The organism is Epilithonimonas sp., assembly GCF_032055105.1.
Taxonomy (GTDB): Bacteria; Bacteroidota; Bacteroidia; order Flavobacteriales; family Weeksellaceae; genus Epilithonimonas.
Genome location: NZ_DAMBRK010000010.1, coordinates 38,409 through 54,354 on the forward strand (window position 1 = coordinate 38,409; position 15,946 = coordinate 54,354).

Annotated in this window: 18 protein-coding genes; 4 read left to right on the forward strand and 14 right to left on the reverse strand. The window is 32.7% G+C overall.

The window, feature by feature from the left end; genetic code table 11:
- Position 1: 1 nt before the first annotated feature.
- The 3 genes from RTY06_RS10005 to RTY06_RS10015 are packed head-to-tail and all read right to left on the reverse strand — an operon-like array spanning position 2 to position 2,028.
- The gene (locus RTY06_RS10005) at positions 2 to 1,099 is read right to left on the reverse strand and encodes a Nif3-like dinuclear metal center hexameric protein (RefSeq protein ID WP_312824620.1); all 1,098 of its coding nucleotides are present in this window, start codon (positions 1,097 to 1,099) and stop codon (positions 2 to 4) included.
- A gap of 12 nt (positions 1,100 to 1,111) precedes the next feature.
- A complete protein-coding gene (locus tag RTY06_RS10010; protein ID WP_312824622.1) occupies positions 1,112 to 1,564 on the reverse strand; it encodes an RES family NAD+ phosphorylase in 453 nt (150 codons plus the stop codon).
- Between the two features lie 5 nt (positions 1,565 to 1,569).
- Positions 1,570 to 2,028, reverse strand: coding sequence for an antitoxin Xre-like helix-turn-helix domain-containing protein (locus RTY06_RS10015; RefSeq protein WP_312824624.1), 459 nt, complete (start codon positions 2,026 to 2,028; stop codon positions 1,570 to 1,572).
- A gap of 119 nt (positions 2,029 to 2,147) precedes the next feature.
- Between RTY06_RS10015 and RTY06_RS10020 the strand changes: the two genes are divergently transcribed.
- Positions 2,148 to 2,987, forward strand: coding sequence for an ion transporter (locus RTY06_RS10020; protein ID WP_312824626.1), 840 nt, complete (start codon positions 2,148 to 2,150; stop codon positions 2,985 to 2,987).
- Positions 2,988 to 3,084: 97 nt separating this feature from the next.
- On the opposite strand, the gene RTY06_RS10025 is transcribed toward RTY06_RS10020, so the two are convergent.
- The 7 genes from RTY06_RS10025 to RTY06_RS10055 all read right to left on the reverse strand — a co-directional run bounded on the left by RTY06_RS10025 (position 3,085) and on the right by RTY06_RS10055 (position 10,250).
- Complete coding sequence (locus tag RTY06_RS10025; RefSeq protein ID WP_312824627.1) at positions 3,085 to 3,888, reverse strand: patatin-like phospholipase family protein; 804 nt, start codon at positions 3,886 to 3,888, stop codon at positions 3,085 to 3,087.
- Positions 3,889 to 3,955: 67 nt separating this feature from the next.
- The gene (lpdA, locus tag RTY06_RS10030) at positions 3,956 to 5,347 is read right to left on the reverse strand and encodes a dihydrolipoyl dehydrogenase (protein ID WP_312824628.1); all 1,392 of its coding nucleotides are present in this window, start codon (positions 5,345 to 5,347) and stop codon (positions 3,956 to 3,958) included.
- Between the two features lie 84 nt (positions 5,348 to 5,431).
- The gene (locus RTY06_RS10035) at positions 5,432 to 7,765 is read right to left on the reverse strand and encodes a VWA domain-containing protein (protein WP_312824629.1); all 2,334 of its coding nucleotides are present in this window, start codon (positions 7,763 to 7,765) and stop codon (positions 5,432 to 5,434) included.
- Positions 7,766 to 7,776: 11 nt separating this feature from the next.
- Positions 7,777 to 8,301 carry a sigma-70 family RNA polymerase sigma factor gene (locus tag RTY06_RS10040; RefSeq protein ID WP_312824630.1) on the reverse strand — a complete coding sequence of 175 codons (525 nt, stop codon included), beginning with the start codon at positions 8,299 to 8,301 and terminating at the stop codon, positions 7,777 to 7,779.
- Between the two features lie 80 nt (positions 8,302 to 8,381).
- Positions 8,382 to 8,849: an SRPBCC family protein gene (locus RTY06_RS10045; protein WP_312824741.1), complete on the reverse strand. Its 468-nt coding sequence runs from the start codon at positions 8,847 to 8,849 to the stop codon at positions 8,382 to 8,384.
- A 103-nt stretch (positions 8,850 to 8,952) separates the two neighbouring features.
- Positions 8,953 to 9,321, reverse strand: coding sequence for a hypothetical protein (locus tag RTY06_RS10050; RefSeq protein WP_312824631.1), 369 nt, complete (start codon positions 9,319 to 9,321; stop codon positions 8,953 to 8,955).
- Between the two features lie 428 nt (positions 9,322 to 9,749).
- Entirely contained in the window at positions 9,750 to 10,250 is a 501-nt protein-coding gene (locus RTY06_RS10055; protein ID WP_312824633.1) for a transcriptional regulator, read from the reverse strand.
- 167 nt (positions 10,251 to 10,417) lie between these two features.
- Here RTY06_RS10055 and RTY06_RS10060 point away from each other — a divergent pair, with 167 nt between their 5' ends.
- Positions 10,418 to 10,672, forward strand: a complete 255-nt coding sequence (locus RTY06_RS10060; protein WP_312824634.1) for a hypothetical protein — start codon at positions 10,418 to 10,420, stop codon at positions 10,670 to 10,672.
- A 9-nt stretch (positions 10,673 to 10,681) separates the two neighbouring features.
- Here RTY06_RS10060 and RTY06_RS10065 read toward each other — a convergent pair whose 3' ends face one another.
- On the reverse strand, positions 10,682 to 13,114 hold the full coding sequence (locus tag RTY06_RS10065) for a thiamine pyrophosphate-dependent enzyme (protein ID WP_312824635.1): 2,433 nt from the start codon (positions 13,112 to 13,114) through the stop codon (positions 10,682 to 10,684).
- Between the two features lie 155 nt (positions 13,115 to 13,269).
- Here RTY06_RS10065 and RTY06_RS10070 point away from each other — a divergent pair, with 155 nt between their 5' ends.
- Together RTY06_RS10070 and RTY06_RS10075 are read left to right on the forward strand one after the other, a co-directional pair.
- Entirely contained in the window at positions 13,270 to 13,563 is a 294-nt protein-coding gene (locus RTY06_RS10070) for a hypothetical protein (protein ID WP_312824636.1), read from the forward strand.
- Between the two features lie 39 nt (positions 13,564 to 13,602).
- A complete protein-coding gene (locus RTY06_RS10075; protein WP_312824638.1) occupies positions 13,603 to 14,151 on the forward strand; it encodes a hypothetical protein in 549 nt (182 codons plus the stop codon).
- A gap of 2 nt (positions 14,152 to 14,153) precedes the next feature.
- Here RTY06_RS10075 and RTY06_RS10080 read toward each other — a convergent pair whose 3' ends face one another.
- The 3 genes from RTY06_RS10080 to RTY06_RS10090 are packed head-to-tail and all read right to left on the reverse strand — an operon-like array spanning position 14,154 to position 15,943.
- Positions 14,154 to 15,071: a ribonuclease Z gene (locus tag RTY06_RS10080; protein WP_312824640.1), complete on the reverse strand. Its 918-nt coding sequence runs from the start codon at positions 15,069 to 15,071 to the stop codon at positions 14,154 to 14,156.
- 55 nt (positions 15,072 to 15,126) lie between these two features.
- Complete coding sequence (rdgB, locus tag RTY06_RS10085) at positions 15,127 to 15,711, reverse strand: RdgB/HAM1 family non-canonical purine NTP pyrophosphatase (protein WP_312824641.1); 585 nt, start codon at positions 15,709 to 15,711, stop codon at positions 15,127 to 15,129.
- A gap of 37 nt (positions 15,712 to 15,748) precedes the next feature.
- Positions 15,749 to 15,943 (reverse strand): hypothetical protein, encoded by a 195-nt coding sequence (locus RTY06_RS10090; protein ID WP_312824642.1) that lies wholly within the window; start codon positions 15,941 to 15,943, stop codon positions 15,749 to 15,751.
- Between the last annotated feature and the right edge of the window lie 3 nt (positions 15,944 to 15,946).

The window sequence follows — 15,946 nt, forward strand, 5'->3', positions numbered from 1 at the left end:
TCTATATAAAATAATTAACAGGATTTGTTTTTATTGTCGTTTTAGCGATTGCAAATGTAGTGAATTTTTCGGACAAAATTTCAAATAATTGTTGAGTTACAAATTGTTCTGATTCAAAATGTCCAATATCGCAAATCAACATTTTATCTTCCGCTGAAAAGAAATCGTGATATTTTACATCGCCGGTCAAATAAGCATCACATTTTACGGAAATTGCAGACTTGATTCCGCTTGCTCCACTTCCTCCTAAAACACCTACTCTTTTGATTTTTTTCTGAGTTAAAGAATTGTGTCTGATAATATTAAGATTAAATTTTTCTTTAACGAATTTTAGAAAATCAGTTTCATCCATTTCCGTTTCCAAATCTCCAAATCTTCCCAAACCTGTATATTGATTTTCGTTTTCGAGAGAAATTAATTGATAAGCCACTTCTTCGTAAGGATGATTTTGTTTCATCGCAAAGAGAATCTGATGTTTTTTATAATCTTCGAAAATCACAGAAAGTAAGACTTCATTGGCGTTTTCTCTTTTATTTTGAGTTCCGGTTACGGGATTTGAGCCTTCTAAAGGTCGAAAAGTTCCGTTTCCGTTGATTGAAAAACTACATTCATCATAAAAACCAATATTTCCAGCTCCAGCTTCGAACAAAGCATTTTTCAAATTTTCAGCAGAATCAACAGGAACATAAACTTCCATTTTTTTTAATTGATTTTGTTTTGGCATTAATATTTGCTGATTCTTCAAACCGAGAACTTCACAGATTTTATAATTAACCCCAAAATAATCATTATCAAATGCTGTATGAATTGCATAAATCGCAATTTTATTTTCTAAAGCTTTCAGAACTGCTCTTTCAACATAATTCTTTCCTGTAATTGATTTTAATCCCGAAAAAATAATAGGATGAAAACAAAATATAAAGTTTAAATCCTTTTCAATAGCTTCATCAACAATAGACTCCAAAGCATCGTGAGCAATTAGAATTCCAGAAATTTCTCTATCAGGATTTCCGCAAAGCAAACCAACATTATCAAAATCTTCCGCTTGTCTTGCCGGAATTATCTTTTCAAATTCATTTATAAATTCTTTGATTTTCATTTAACTTGATTTTTATCTGATGAACAATCTGTCATCAAAAGTAAACTTTTCTATTTTCTTGATTCTGACTTCAGAAAAATTAATATGTCTTGGATTAATAATATAATTGAATTCCCCTTGCACCGCCGCAGAAGGAACTTTCATCAATAGAAACTTATTCTCTTTAAGGAATTTGTCTCCAATTTTCTGAGTACTGTTCGGATGTGGAAAAATGTTCCAATCTTTTGGGAGTCTTTTCGGCTCAAAGAATTCAACATCTGGAATTTCTATATGAACCAAACGATAATCCTTAGGTAAAATCCCTAAAGGAATATGAACGGCGATTTCCGTCACGCATAACGCAATCGACTGCCCTGTATAAAGAGTGTGCCGTCCTTTGCTATTCCATCTTCCGCCTGCTATTTCTGCTCCTTTTCCAGAAAGATCATTAGCGTAGATTTCTTTTGAAAGTCTGTAAACAATCATCCGAATTATGCTAAAACGCCGTGTTCTATACGAGTGAGCTCATCCATAAGAAGAGAAATTCCAAAAACACTCCCCAATAAATCCTGTGGCTTTGTTTTTCCCAGAGCAACACTCTCCGATTGCAACCATATCAAGAAATTTTCAGAAGAACCAAAAACTTCTTCTCCTCTTTTGTAAAGCATTTCTATTTGTAAAATCTTTTCCGATTGCAATACATCAAACGACTTGTCTTCTTTTTGGTAGCGGGATAATGTCTTTCCAGAAATATGAAGAAAATCCGCCCAATCCTGCATCGTAAAAGGAAACTTTTTTGAAATACTGTCGAAGAGTTTAAACGAAATACCTTTTTTAGCAATATCAATCAAGTTAAAAACACCAACATCATCAAAGTTTTGGTAACCATAAGTCATTGCAGTCTCTTGAACCATATTTTTAGAAGGCTCTGAAGTTTTATATTTTTTCATATTTGTAATTTTTCTTTTACAAATATACGACTTTTGTCTTAAAAAAAATGACTTTTGTCTAATTTTTAATAATTGATAGATAATATATTTTTACTACATTCATCATTTATTTAGTAGTTATGAAAATAAAACCGGAATTTGACCTCATTCCTGAAGATGGTTGGAGAAAAAAAATATATGAAATCATTTATTTATCGGATACAAAAGCGGGTAAGTTTTTTGACATCTGTTTGCTGATCTTGATTCTGTTCAGTACAATTTTATTAATGGTGGAAACTATTCCTATTATCAGATTACAGTATTACAAAGAGTTTTATTATGCCGAATTTTTTATCACTTTGATATTCACTGTTGAGTATATTCTTCGAATCATCTGTATAAAAGATAGGGAAGAATATGTTTTTAGCCCATTGGGAATTATAGATTTTTTGTCAATTGTTCCTTTTTACATCAGTTTATTTTTCCCTATTTGGCATTTTGTAGCAATCATAAGAATGTTGAGAATCTTAAGGATTTTCAGAATCTTCAATCTTGCAGACTATATGCACGACGGAAGATTTATTGTTTCTGCTTTGAAGCATAGCTCAAGAAAAATTTACATCTTTCTTTTGTTTATAATTATTTTCATTGTTATAATTGGCTCGTTGATGTATATTGTTGAAGGTGGTAAAAATGGTTTTAGTAGTATTCCGCAAAGTGTCTATTGGGCTGTTGTGACTATAACTACAGTTGGCTATGGAGACATATCACCCGGGACACCTTTTGGAAAAGTATTATCAATGATCGTTATGCTTTGCGGTTATAGCATTATTGCGGTTCCAACAGGTATTGTGACTTCTGAATTCAGAAAGCAGAAAAAGACTAATTTCCAATGTCGAAGATGTGGAAATCAAGACAACGACGAGGATGCAAGGTATTGTAAAACTTGTGGAGAGAAGATAAGAGACTCTCACGTATGATTGTTTAATCTTATCGTGTGAGAGCGTATTAAAATTATTATTATTATTTTATAATCAAAATATCGAGACCCTTTAAGAAGAAAAAAACAGTAAGTAATTATTGCTTTCTTAAAAACATTAAAGTGAATTCTTCCTCATTTTCTATAAAAGAACGTTTAGCTTCATTGTAGCCGATTTCAAAAATTTCATCTAAACGTTGAGGGTTTCTTTCGAAAATACCATATTTCGATAACTTTTTTGAAGTGATGAACCAATCACAAAAAGCGAATTTATAAATCTCTGTTCTATGAGATAACAATTCGTAAGCTCGAGTTGTCACAGAACGGATACTTTTCAGGTCATTTATCTCTACATCTTGTGGAGGTGTTACATAAACGCCAATTATGTTTTCACATTCGTTATGGATGATATCAGCTGGAAAGTTGTTCAGAACTCCTCCATCGCTGTACATTTCATCATTAATAAAATAAGGTGTGGAGATTCCAGGGATACAGGACGAAGCTATAATCGCATCCGTAACTTTATAGTTTTTTTCAAATACTTTTTGATTCCCAGTAATGAGCTCAGTTGCGACAATTCTGACATCTTTTTTTAAGTCTCCCAAAGTCATATCTTGAAAAATAGGATTAAGATAAGTTGTGAAAATAGCAGATGAAACCAAGCCCGGTTGATTAAATGTAAAATGTTTCCAATTGAAAAAATAGATAGATTTAAAAAAATCCAAAATCTCTTCCGGTGATTTTCCGAAAGCATAAAGAGAACCAACAATAGAACCTGCACTACAACAAGAAAGGATATCCGGTTCGATATTTTTTTCTTTAAGAAACGTTAGAACTCCTGCGTGAGCTAATCCACGTGTTCCTCCTCCTGATAAAACCAATCCTATTTTCGAATTCTCCATTAAGTAAAATTAAAAAAAACCACAGAAATTTCTGTGGTTTTATATTATGAATATTATGTTAATCTCATTAAATATGAATCACCTCTCCATAAGCAGCAGCAACAGCTTCCATTACCGCTTCTGAGATTGTTGGGTGTGGGTGAATAGATTTAAGAACTTCGTGTCCTGTAGTTTCTAATTTTCTAGCAACAACAGCCTCAGCAATCATATCAGTAACACCGTCACCAACCATATGACAACCTAACCATTCTCCATATTTAGCATCAAAAATCACTTTGATGAATCCGTCAACATCACCGTTAGCTGTAGCTTTTCCAGATGCAGAGAATGGGAATTTACCAACTTTGATTTCGTATCCTTTTTCTTTAGCTTGCTTTTCAGTCAAACCAACAGAAGCGATTTCTGGATGACAATAAGTACAACCTGGGATATTTCCATAATCGATAGCTTCTACGTGAAGACCTTTGATTTTCTCAACACAAGTGATTCCCTCAGCAGAAGCTACGTGAGCCAAAGCCTGAGTTGGGATAATGTCTCCAATTGCGTAATATCCTGGAACTGAAGTCTGGTACCATTCGTTAACCAAAACTTTTCCTTTTTCAGTTTTGATTCCAACAGCTTCAAGACCGATTCCTTCAACGTTAGAAGCGATTCCAACAGCAGAAAGTAGAATATCAGCTTCAAGCGTAATTTCTCCTTTTGCAGTTTTTACTTTCGCTTTTACTCCTTCTCCAGAAGTATCGACAGATTCTACAGAAGAGTTTGTCATTATTTCGATACCAGCTTTTTTCAAAGATTTCTCAACGTGTTTCGAAACTTCTTCATCCTCCAAAGGAACAATGTTTGGTAAGAATTCTACAACAGTAACCTTGGTTCCCATTGAGTTATAGAAATCAGCAAATTCAATTCCTATAGCTCCAGAACCTACAACAATCATAGATTTTGGCTGTTCAGGAAGAGATAATGCCTGTCTGTATCCAATTACTTTTTTACCATCTTGAGGCAAGTTTGGCAATTCTCTAGAACGAGCTCCAGTTGCGATGATAATATTATTTCCAGAATATTCTGTTGATTTTCCTTCAGCATCTACTACAGTCACTTTTTTACCAGCTTTCACTGTTGCAGTTCCCATAATGACATCGATTTTATTTTTCTTCATCAAGAAAGAGATTCCGCCACTCATTTTAGAAGCTACACCTCTACTTCTCTGGATAACTTTAGTAAAATCAAATCCTGGATTTTCCACTTTATTAAGACCATAATCTTCAGCGTGCTTCAAATAATTGAAAACGTGAGCAGATTTCAATAATGCTTTTGTTGGGATACAACCCCAGTTAAGACAGATTCCACCAAGATTTTCTTTTTCAATAATGGCTGTTTTGAAACCTAATTGAGCAGCTCTGATTGCAGTTACATAACCGCCAGGTCCACTTCCAATAACAATAATATCGTAGTTCATTGTGATTAAAAAATTTTAGCGAATTTACGGAAAATTATTGAAAGCATAATATGACAAAAAGCAACTTTATCAGTTGCTTTATATTTAGTTTTTAATGATTTTAAATGTTTCTGATTCTGTCCCATATTTCAATTTAACGAGATAAACACTTTGAGGATAATGTGTAATATCAAAATTGTGAAGTCCTTTTACCAAGTTATTTTTCTTGATTAAAATTTTCCCCGTGTAATCATACAAAATAAACTCTTCCGCATCACGTTTTAAATCAATTTTGAAAATTCCTTTTGTTGGATTAGGATAAACCTTGGTAGCGAAATCTTTTTCATCTAGGCTTTCCACTTCCAATTTTTTATTGATATATTCTTTTGTTATACCATTTTTACAATCTGGAACCGTTGATCTTTGGAGGATTAACCTTAATAATAAATCATTTAGTTTTTCTACTTCATATTCGCTTGCAGTTGGTTTGATATGATCATTTCCTATTCCACTATCATTCGTCAGAAAAGTATAAGTTCCGTTGGTTAATAAAGCAAATGTTCTCATCAGATATTCGGTTTGTTTATCCGTATCACTAGCAGCAATTGGAATGATTGTGATTCCTTTTTTGGAAGCTAATTTAATTTTCTGATTTAAAATTTCAATATTTCCTTCAGATAAATGTGGTGGCGCGTCCAAAAGTAAGAACATTATTTTTGTAGAATTCTCTTTGTTCCAAGCTAATTCATCAATCGAAGTTTCCAAAGCTTCAACAACCGCTTCCGGTCTGTCTCCGCCTCCTCTAGCATTTTGTTTTTTAATAAAATTGATAAGATTTTCTGCATCATTTGAAAAATCGAATTTTCTTGTAATATATTCATCTCCATTATCTCTGTAAAAAACAGAACCATATCTTATGTTGGTTTGGGTTAAATTAGTTTCTACCTTTTTTAGAACATCCAATAATTCTGATTTAAGATAATTGATTTCATCTCCCATAGAACCTGTTGCATCTACAACGAAAACCAAATCTAATGCTCTTTTTTTGATGCAATCATCATTAACTTTTATTAAATTCTGCCCATTTCGGAACTCTTTAACATTATTTGACAAAACATTTCCTTCATCATCAATAATCGAATATTGTTGCGAATTTGTTTTCTGGTCTATTAACGAAGAAATCCACAATTCTGCATTTCCACGATTATCTGTTACACTTTCCCAGATGATTTGTTTTTTATCGTCAATTAATTTTAATTTTTTACCAATGACTGGATTAATGTCAAAATTGGTCAATTGTACAGAAACTCTTTTGTCTGGGAAAAATTTCCAAGTTTTTTTATATTGATCAAGAATTGGAACCGCAAAGTCTTGCCAATAATCCCATTTGGAGAAATCATTCACTTCGCCTGCGGTTAATTTTCCAGCTTCGGGTAATTCTTTTTCAGACTCTTCAATTTGCTTTAATCTAATTTCCCATTCTTTGTTTAATTTTCTTTTTTCTTTTTTGGAAAGTTTTTTTGTTTTGATTAAGACAACACCATTCAAGGCTTTACTTCCATACAAACTGGTTGCCGCTTCTTTTTTTAGAACCTGCATAGATTCAATAGAATTTGGATTAAGAGCAGTCAAAATCTTTGACGATTCTACTTTCCCATCCACGATATACAATGGTTCTTTTGTTTTATTATAAGAAGAGATTCCTCTAATCATAATTGTTGAAGAACTTCTAGGATTTCCCATACTTGGAGAAATTTTGAGTCCTTCAACTCTTCCCATTAAAGCAGAGTTTACAGTTGTGGTTGCATATCCTAAACTTTTCGAATCTCTTTTAATCCCCATTGCGGTTACAGTAACAGATTCTAAATCTTTTGTTTTTTCAGATTCATAAACATAATTTTCAACGATTCCTGTAGAGGTTTCTAAACTTTTGGATATTGCTGGTGGTGGCGTTTCTGAAATATTTTTTTCAATATAATTGTCGTTTGTTGACTGATTGTTAACTCTTGTTCTATAGAAAATTTCATCAAACTCATCGTTCTTATATTCAACATCTTGATAAGCAATAATATCTTTTCTTTCAGTAGGTTTAATTGGGTTTTTGTTCAGATTCTCTTCAAAAGTTTTATTGATTTCTTCAACTTTTTTCGGCGTTTCAATTTGATTTGGATTAATTGGTTTTCCAAAATCTTTCGAAGCAACCTGAGGTTGAATCTGTACTTTATCATCTTTCACAAAATACAAAACGCCAAAGGTCAAAGCCAATCCAGCAACCATTCCGTAAGGCAACCAAAGTGGAATGATTCTTTTCTTATTTTCTTTTTTATCTAATTTCTCTTCAACTTTTTCCCACACTTTTTCAAAAGCAGGAAATGTAGAATTTTCTTCTGCTGATTTCCCAGCATCATTGAACATTTTATCGATATCTTGATTTTCCATTTTTTTTAACTTTAAGAATTAATTGTTTGAAGTTTCACAAGCTCCTGCAATTTTTTGCGGGCAAAATTCACCTGAGATTTAGACGTACCTTCGGAGATAGAAAGCATTTGCGCAATTTCTTTGTGCGGATAACCTTCCATCGCAAACAGATTGAAAATCGTGCGACAACCCTCCGGAAGAAAGTTAAGAAGAGACAAAATTCCTTTTTCTTCCGAAACATTTTCCGATTCAGAATCCGGTAAATCCACAAAATTCTCTTCAATTGAAATTGAGAACGGTTGTTTCTTGCGAAGTTTCTGTAAACATTGATTCACTACAATTTTCTTTGCCCAAGCATCGAAAACCTGAAAATTTTTAAGTTGTTCAAGCTTTGTGAAAATTAGGTAGAAAGAGTCGGCTAAAGCTTCTTCCGCATCTTCGTCATTTTTAAGGTAACGTTTGCAGGTTGCGAAGAATCGTCCTGCATATTCTTCGTAAAGTTTCCGCTGTGCGTTGCGGTCTTTATTTCTGCATCTTATGTATATGTCGTGTTCCATACATTGGCTTTTATAAGGAAAGATGCAATAGTTTAAAAAAGGTTGGAATTATTTTGAAAATTTATGAAAATTAATTGGATTTAGATTTGATTATTAAGAGATGATTCTGCAATTTTTTTTATCATTTTGTTTCTCTCAATTAGAAATTTTTTGAGATAATTTTTCAGAAATATTTTATTAAACAATTTTCCAAAAATTCCAAAAGGTGATTCGAATTCAAAAATGTCAATCATCAATGTTTTTCCATCTTTTTCTTTGAAAATGTGTTGATGTTTCATCGATTTGAAAGCGCCTTTAGTCATTATATCTGTAAACATTTTTGGGCTTTCCATTTCAGTAATTTTCGTTGTAAGCGTTTGATAAAATCCCAAATGTTTGGCTCTCCAAGTTACCGTTTCGCCAAGTTCAATCAATCCATAGGTTTTTCCAGCAATTGCTTTTTCGTTGGTTTTAGCTGTTGATTTTTGGTGGAGATCAATATCTCGTGATAAATCAAAAACTTTCCGAATATCAGCATTAATGAATGTTTCCAAATAAATTTTTGCCATCATTTTTCTTCTGTTTTTAAAAATTAAGAAAATCGCCTTTTGTTCTTCGGTTTGTTCTAAAAAGGAAGAACATTATGATTTTAAATATTAGGTTTTTCATCAGTTAAATTATTAGTAAGTTCTTTTCGTTAGATTTCTTTCTTCCTTTCATAAAAAGTAACAGATTGAAAAGAAGCATCAATCCAAGATAAATTGAAAATCCTCCTATCTTTTTACTCAAACCAACAACCAGAGATTCTCCGGTTATGAGTTGACTGAATTCAATGATTAAAAGCGCAAAACCAATATTCAACAGATAAAATCCAATTTTGAATAAAGAATTGGTTGCTAAGGCAATGTCAGATTTTTGATGAAAAATATCCATCATAAATACTTTTGCATTGCGGAAAAGTAGCTCAGAAACAATAACTGTTAATGTTAAAACTATTGGCAAATAGATTGCGTAAGCGGTAAGATTGTAAGTAGCAGTCATAATCTTATGATTTAAAGGTTAATAATATTTGTTTACGGAAATAAGTCAGAAGAAAAATATTGATATAATGCATCACTGCAATCAGTAAAAGCGTTGTTGCAATTTTTGTAAACATTGACACAACAAATAATTCGGCTGTCACTGTTTTTAAACCTTCCGAAAGAGAAAAAGTTACATATCCGATATTCATTAGATAATATCCAATCAACAAAATTCTATTGACAGAATCACATATCTGGATATCGCTGAACAAATCCAATAGATAAATTCTGCCGATTGTGAAACACTTCCAGCCTACCAAAACAATCACAGGAACTGTTATGAGAAAATAGATTGTAAAGGAAATAATATTAATAATTTTGTAAATTTTATATTTTCAGTAATTATTGAAAATTAATTCTAAATAAAAAAGGAAAATGTTTTCCTTTCTATTTCAGTAAGTTGGTGATTTTACCAACCAGCCAATGGTCATCACTTTTTATAGCTAAATCCATTATATTGAAAACTTTACCTGTTACACTTTCCATTTCTTTCATCAGGTCTGTAAATCGTTTGGCCTCTTCTGTATCTTCATCTACAATTTTGAGTTCAGCAATAGAATTTAGAACAGGTTCAATCTCTCTTTTTTTACGTTCTTTTACCAGTTGTTTGAAAAGAAACCACATGTCGCGTTCCGCTACAAAGTATTCTTTTCTATCGCCTTTCAAAAGTTCTTTTTTCACGATTCCCCACTCTAGCAGATTCCGAAGATTCATATTAGCATTTCCTCTTGAAATTTGTAAAACTTCCATCACTTCATCCGTTGATAAAGGTTTGCCTTCCGCAAGAAGCAAAGCGTGAACCTGAGCCATCGTCCTATTGATTCCCCAATTGGTGGCCAATGTTCCCCAAGTCTGGATATATTTTTCTTTAGCTTCTTCGAGTTTCATTTTGTGATGATTAAATTCTTATACAAATATAATTAAATTTTCTAGACTTTCAAAAATTATTGAAAATACAATATGTAAATGTTAATTTTTAATTAATAAACTAAAATTAATTAGCTATTAATAACGATAATAAATTATTATTAATAAATTTGTTTAAAATTAACAGCATGAAATATACTTTGATAAAACGGAATAAGAGTCTGCGTGCTGAATCTCATTCCCATTTTATAAGTTGGATGAGAAAGATGGATCTACAGCAGTGGGATAGTAATGAGGAATTTATGGAGGGCTATTCTTATAGAAAGAAAACTTTCGAAAAGATAGAAATTCGGTATGAAAAAGAAGATTTTTTTGTGGAAGATTTGCAAAAAAATAACCTTTTGAAAATAGAATCTTCAAAAGGTTTTTTAGGATTATTTTAGAAATTATTATTAATAAATCGCTGGATATTTTTGAGGATTTATTTCATTGAAAATTGTATAGATCTTTTCTACCATATCATCAGCAGAAGGTTTACTAAAATAATCTCCATCACTTGCATAAGCAGGTCTATGGTTCTCCGAGGAAATAGTTAAAGGCTCAGAATCTAAAAATTTGAAAGCCTTTTGCTTCTCTAAAATCTGTTGAAGAATAAATGCCGAAGTTCCGCCTTCTACATCTTCATCAATCACAACCAATCTATTGGTTTTCTTAACACTTTCTGCAATTTCGTGAGACAAATCAAAAGGAATCAAAGACTGAACATCAATTACTTCTGCTGAGATTCCTACTTTTTCTAGTTCTTTTGCTGCTTCTGAAACTATTCTCCATGTTGAACCATAAGTTACTAGAGTTACATCTTTTCCTTCTTTGGTTACTTCAATTTTTCCTACAGGAATAGTAAATTCTCCAAGATTGTCAGGTTGCTTTTCTTTTAATCTGTAGCCATTTAAACATTCTACAATCACAGCAGGCTCGTCACTTTGGAGCATTGTATTGTAAAATCCAGCAGCTTTTGTTAAACTTCTTGGAACTAATATATTAATGCCTTTTGATAGATTAAGGATTCCCGCCATTGGAGAGCCAGAATGCCAAACGCCTTCCAATCTATGTCCTCTTGTTCTGATGATTACGGGTGCTTTTTGACCTCCTCTTGTTCTATATTGAACGGTCGCCAAATCATCACTCATCCCTTGAAGACAATATAAAATATAATCCAGATATTGGATTTCGGCAATTGGCTTCAATCCACGCATTGCCATTCCAATTCCTTGCCCGAGGATTGTTGCTTCACGGATTCCTGTATCAGCAATTCTCACATCGCCATATTTTTCTTGTAGACCTTCCAATCCTTGGTTGACATCTCCAATATTTCCAGCATCTTCTCCAAAAACTAAAGCTTGAGGATATTTTTCAAAAATCTTATCGAAGTTATTTCTTACAACTACTCTTCCATCAACTTCTTCAGAAGATTCTGAGTAGATAGGCTTGATTTCTTTAACATTGGTTGCTTTCCACTGGGATTGAGAGTAAAGGTGTGAAGAATAATTATCTTTTTCAACTTTCAGAAACTCTTCATATTTAGCTTTCAAAGCATTTCTTTCGGGAGAAACTTGTGCTCGGGTAGATAATAAAGTTTGTCTTATTAGATGAAATACGTCTTTCTTACTTACGGATATCACTTTGTTAAAGTTTTCAATGAAATTAAAAACTTCAGTATTTTGATTCTTAAGAGGTTCTATTAATAATAAAGCTTCTCGTTTTATATCTGTGATTGTTTTTTGATAAACTTCCCAAGCTTTTTTCTGTCCATCTTTTACTAATTTTTTAGCTTCTGCATCTATCAAATCTAATTCTTCTACAGAGGCAAGATATTCTTCATTTCCTTCGATTTCTATACTGTAATCCAAAATCCACTCTTTGAATTTTATCAAACCATCAAATTCTGATTCCCAATGCAATCGATCTTCAGATTTGTAACGCTCGTGCGATCCAGAAGTAGAATGTCCTTGCGGTTGTGTCACTTCAGTTACGTGAATTACAACAGGCACGCTTTCATATCTTGCAAAATGTTCTGCTTTTGCATAAGCTTCCATCAGCGCTGGATAATCCCAAGCTTTCACTTGGATTATTTCGCAACCTTGTTTTTCGTCAGTTTTTCTTTGGAAACCAGAAAGCATTTCAGAAATATCGGCTTTTGCTCTTTGGTTTTGAGTCGGTACGGAAATCCCATAACCGTCATCCCAAATCGAAACAATCATTGGAACTTGTAGAGCACAAGCAGCGTTCAAAGTTTCCCAGAAATGACCTTCAGCCGTAGAAGCATCACCAATTGTTCCAAAAGCTACTTCATTTCCTTCTTTTGAAAACTTCTCAGAACCATCGAATTTTACAGATTTATAAACTTTGGAAGCCTGAGCTAAACCTAATAATCTTGGCATTTGTCCTGCTGTAGGAGAAATATCCGATGAGATATTTTTTTGAGCAGTCAAATCTTTCCAGCTTCCATCTGCATTCAAACTTCTTGTAGCATAATGGCCATTCATTTGGCGACCTGCAGAAGCTGGCTCTCTTTCTACACTAGTATCTGCGTATAATTGTGCAAAAAAACTTTCTATAGAAACTGCATCGATTGCCAAAGCAAATGTCTGATCACGATAATATCCGGAACGAAAATCTCCATTTCTGAAAACTTTTGCCATTGCCAATTGAGGTAATTCTTTTCCGTCTCCGAAAATTCCGAACTTTGCTTTCCCCGTAAGAACTTCTCTTCTTCCTAGATATGACATTTCGCGGGAAATTCTTCCTAATCGATAGTCATCTAAAATACTGCTTTTGAAGTCCTGAAAAGAGATTTGCTGAGTTTCTATATATGTTGATTGCATAACTTAGGGTTTTGACAAATATAAAATTTTTTACTTAATTTTTTATTAATTTGATATTTAGTAAAAGTAAGAAATTTTAAATAAAGTATTAAATTTCATTAAATGTCTATTTTACAGAGAATTATTGAATATTTTTGAATGATCAAATTTAATAAATGAAAAAAACGGCACCTCATATCTTGAATGCATCTACAAATCTTCTGGGATTTTGTTTAGTTATTATTACTTCTTTGAAGATTTCTAAGTTTAATCATTCATCTTATCTTGATGAGTTTACAGTTGGTGCGATTCTCTGTTTGATGATGAGTTGTGCCTTTTCTTTTCTTGCAATTAGAACTAACAAGGAAAAGCTATCAGATAAATTAGAAAACATTGCCGATATCCTTTTCTTTGTTGCTTTACTCTGTATCACTCTAGCGGTTTGTATTGTGAGTATTGATGTGGTGTGATGATTATTAATTTAACTAAATTTTTAATTATATTATTATATGAATATTAGAATTTTACTTTTGATGTTATTCTTAACTAATTATAATCCTAAAAATTCAAAATTTGAAGATGATAATTCTCCTAATATTTTTCTTATAAACTATTGGAAAGTTGATGACAAGAATTTAAAATTAAAGTTCGGAGATTTGATCGAACTTAATATTGGCGAAGAAAACATCAAGGCAATCGTATTGGATATTAACCCAGAAAATGATGGAAATTGGTTTGGGTTATGCTTTTTAAATGGAAATCAAATTTTCGGCAGGAAAATATCACAGGGTTTTAACGGTCATTGTGTCGACCTATTTGACTTTAGTTATATAAATGAAAAAGCTTTGAGTAATTATAAAATTTTAAAAAATATAAAAGTTAATTTTAAAAAGATTGGGCGTGGAATGGACAGTCCAACAAAAAACATTCAAGAGATTTTAAGGGATTATAAAAATAGTATTGAAGAGCGGAAGAAAAAGCAAACTCCTTGTGATGATAAGTTGGGAGAATTAGATCCTGTCAACGAATGTTATTTTCCACTCAGTAAAATTCAATAAAACTATCCAACTTTCACAGTCTCCAAAGCTTTTGGCAAGAAAGAGTTTGGGAAAATCTGTCTGGCTTCGTCTGTCATTACACTCAGGTCACTGTAACGATTGGAGAAATGCCCTAAAATCAATTTTCCAACTTGTGCTTTCTTTGCAATAGTTGCAGCTTCCAAAGCGGTTGAATGTCCGGTGTAATCTGCCATTTCCTTCAAAACGTGGAGAAAAGTGGACTCGTGGTAGAGAACATCTACGTTTTCTATAATTGGAATGATGTCTTCGTTATATTTAGTATCACTACAAAAAGCATAAGATACAGATGGTTTCGGATCAGTTGTCAATAAAGAATTTTTGATAATATTTCCATCTTCCGAAACAAAGTCTTTTCCTAAACGCAGATTCTGGAAATCACAAATCTCAATTTCCTTATATTTTGAGATTTCTTTCATATTCAGATGACGTTCTTTTGGTTTTTCTTTGAAGAGATAACCGTTGCAATATATTCTGTGATTCAATGGGATTGTATAGACTTCTACCCTTTTATCTTCATATATTTTCACAGATTCTTTGCCTTCCAATTCGTGATAGATGACTTCGAAGCCTTTGTAGGTTTCGGTGATTTCGAAAATAGTTTCCATCATTTTTTTGATTCCTTTTGGACCGTAAATGTTCAAAGGGGTTTTTCTTCCTAATAATCGGAAAGATGCGACTAATCCAGGTAAACCAAAACAATGGTCGCCGTGAAGGTGGGAAATGAAAATATGATTAATCTTAGAAAATCTAACTTTTGCTTTTCGCATCTGAACCTGAGTTCCTTCGCCACAATCAATTAAAAAATGACGTTCTTCCATTTCTAGAAACTGTGAAGTTGGCGAGGAATTAATGGTCGGAATTGCTGAATTGAATCCTAAGATTGTAAGATATGTACTCAATTTTCTAAAATATGTGGAAAATTAAAAGGCTAAAGATACAAAAACATCACAAAAATTACAAAATACCCCCTCTGGAATTCAAAAATTCTAGAAATAATTTCAAAGCTTCACTTCGATGGCTGATTTTGTTTTTTTCTTCGGACAACATCTGAGCAAATGTCATATTGTAATCATCCGGAATGAAAATTGGGTCGTAGCCAAATCCATCTGAGCCAAAAACCTCAGTGGTCAAATTACCATAAACACGACCTTCGAAGTAATGTTCGCCATCTTTATCTTTGAAACATAAAACAGTGATGAAATAAGCTCTTCTATTGGGCTCGCCTTTCATCTCTTCCAAAACTTTTTCGATGTTTTTTTGGAAATTGTGATTACCTGCATAACGTGCTGAATAAATCCCTGGTCTTCCATCCAAAGCTTCTACAACTAATCCGCTGTCATCGCCTACACTTCCTTTTCCGGTTTTTTCGAAACAGTATTTTGCTTTGATGAGTGCGTTTTCTTGGAAGCTATTTCCGTCCTCGATGATTTCTTCATTCAAATTGTAATCTGACAAACTTGTCACAATATATTCTGTTCCGAGAATCTGCTGAATCTCTTCTTTTTTATGTAAGTTATGTGTGGCTACAAGGATTTCCATATGTTATTATAAATGATAATTGATAAATGATTGTGATTTAAATTTTGAAAGTTCGATTTTTTGACAAGTTTGAATGCATTACAAATGTTGAACTTTGCGAAGCTGCAGCCCGGCTTGAGCGGAAATCTTTTTTGCGTGGACTTGGGATTCTATTGAACTGGAAGTCGTCTGCAAAAAAGATTGGGAGTCCTTCGACAAACTCAGGATAAACTAAAGAGTATATAGCTGCCATAAT

Excerpts from the sequence above, each read along its gene's own strand:
- RTY06_RS10020 (WP_312824626.1), top strand. The coding sequence starts at position 2,148 with ATGAAAATAAAACCGGAATTTGACCTCATTCCTGAAGATGGTTGGAGA.
- RTY06_RS10070 (WP_312824636.1), top strand. The coding sequence starts at position 13,270 with ATGAAAAAAACGGCACCTCATATCTTGAATGCATCTACAAATCTTCTG.
- rdgB (WP_312824641.1), bottom strand. The coding sequence starts at position 15,711 with ATGGAAATCCTTGTAGCCACACATAACTTACATAAAAAAGAAGAGATT.
- RTY06_RS10050 (WP_312824631.1), bottom strand. The coding sequence starts at position 9,321 with ATGACTGCTACTTACAATCTTACCGCTTACGCAATCTATTTGCCAATA.
- RTY06_RS10015 (WP_312824624.1), bottom strand. The coding sequence starts at position 2,028 with ATGAAAAAATATAAAACTTCAGAGCCTTCTAAAAATATGGTTCAAGAG.
- RTY06_RS10090 (WP_312824642.1), bottom strand. The coding sequence starts at position 15,943 with ATGGCAGCTATATACTCTTTAGTTTATCCTGAGTTTGTCGAAGGACTC.
- RTY06_RS10055 (WP_312824633.1), bottom strand. The coding sequence starts at position 10,250 with ATGAAACTCGAAGAAGCTAAAGAAAAATATATCCAGACTTGGGGAACA.
- RTY06_RS10065 (WP_312824635.1), bottom strand. The coding sequence starts at position 13,114 with ATGCAATCAACATATATAGAAACTCAGCAAATCTCTTTTCAGGACTTC.
- lpdA (WP_312824628.1), bottom strand. The coding sequence starts at position 5,347 with ATGAACTACGATATTATTGTTATTGGAAGTGGACCTGGCGGTTATGTA.
- RTY06_RS10005 (WP_312824620.1), bottom strand. The coding sequence starts at position 1,099 with ATGAAAATCAAAGAATTTATAAATGAATTTGAAAAGATAATTCCGGCA.
- RTY06_RS10060 (WP_312824634.1), top strand. The coding sequence starts at position 10,418 with ATGAAATATACTTTGATAAAACGGAATAAGAGTCTGCGTGCTGAATCT.
- RTY06_RS10040 (WP_312824630.1), bottom strand. The coding sequence starts at position 8,301 with ATGGAACACGACATATACATAAGATGCAGAAATAAAGACCGCAACGCA.
- RTY06_RS10075 (WP_312824638.1), top strand. The coding sequence starts at position 13,603 with ATGAATATTAGAATTTTACTTTTGATGTTATTCTTAACTAATTATAAT.
- RTY06_RS10025 (WP_312824627.1), bottom strand. The coding sequence starts at position 3,888 with ATGGAGAATTCGAAAATAGGATTGGTTTTATCAGGAGGAGGAACACGT.
- RTY06_RS10045 (WP_312824741.1), bottom strand. The coding sequence starts at position 8,849 with ATGGCAAAAATTTATTTGGAAACATTCATTAATGCTGATATTCGGAAA.
- RTY06_RS10035 (WP_312824629.1), bottom strand. The coding sequence starts at position 7,765 with ATGGAAAATCAAGATATCGATAAAATGTTCAATGATGCTGGGAAATCA.
- RTY06_RS10010 (WP_312824622.1), bottom strand. The coding sequence starts at position 1,564 with ATGATTGTTTACAGACTTTCAAAAGAAATCTACGCTAATGATCTTTCT.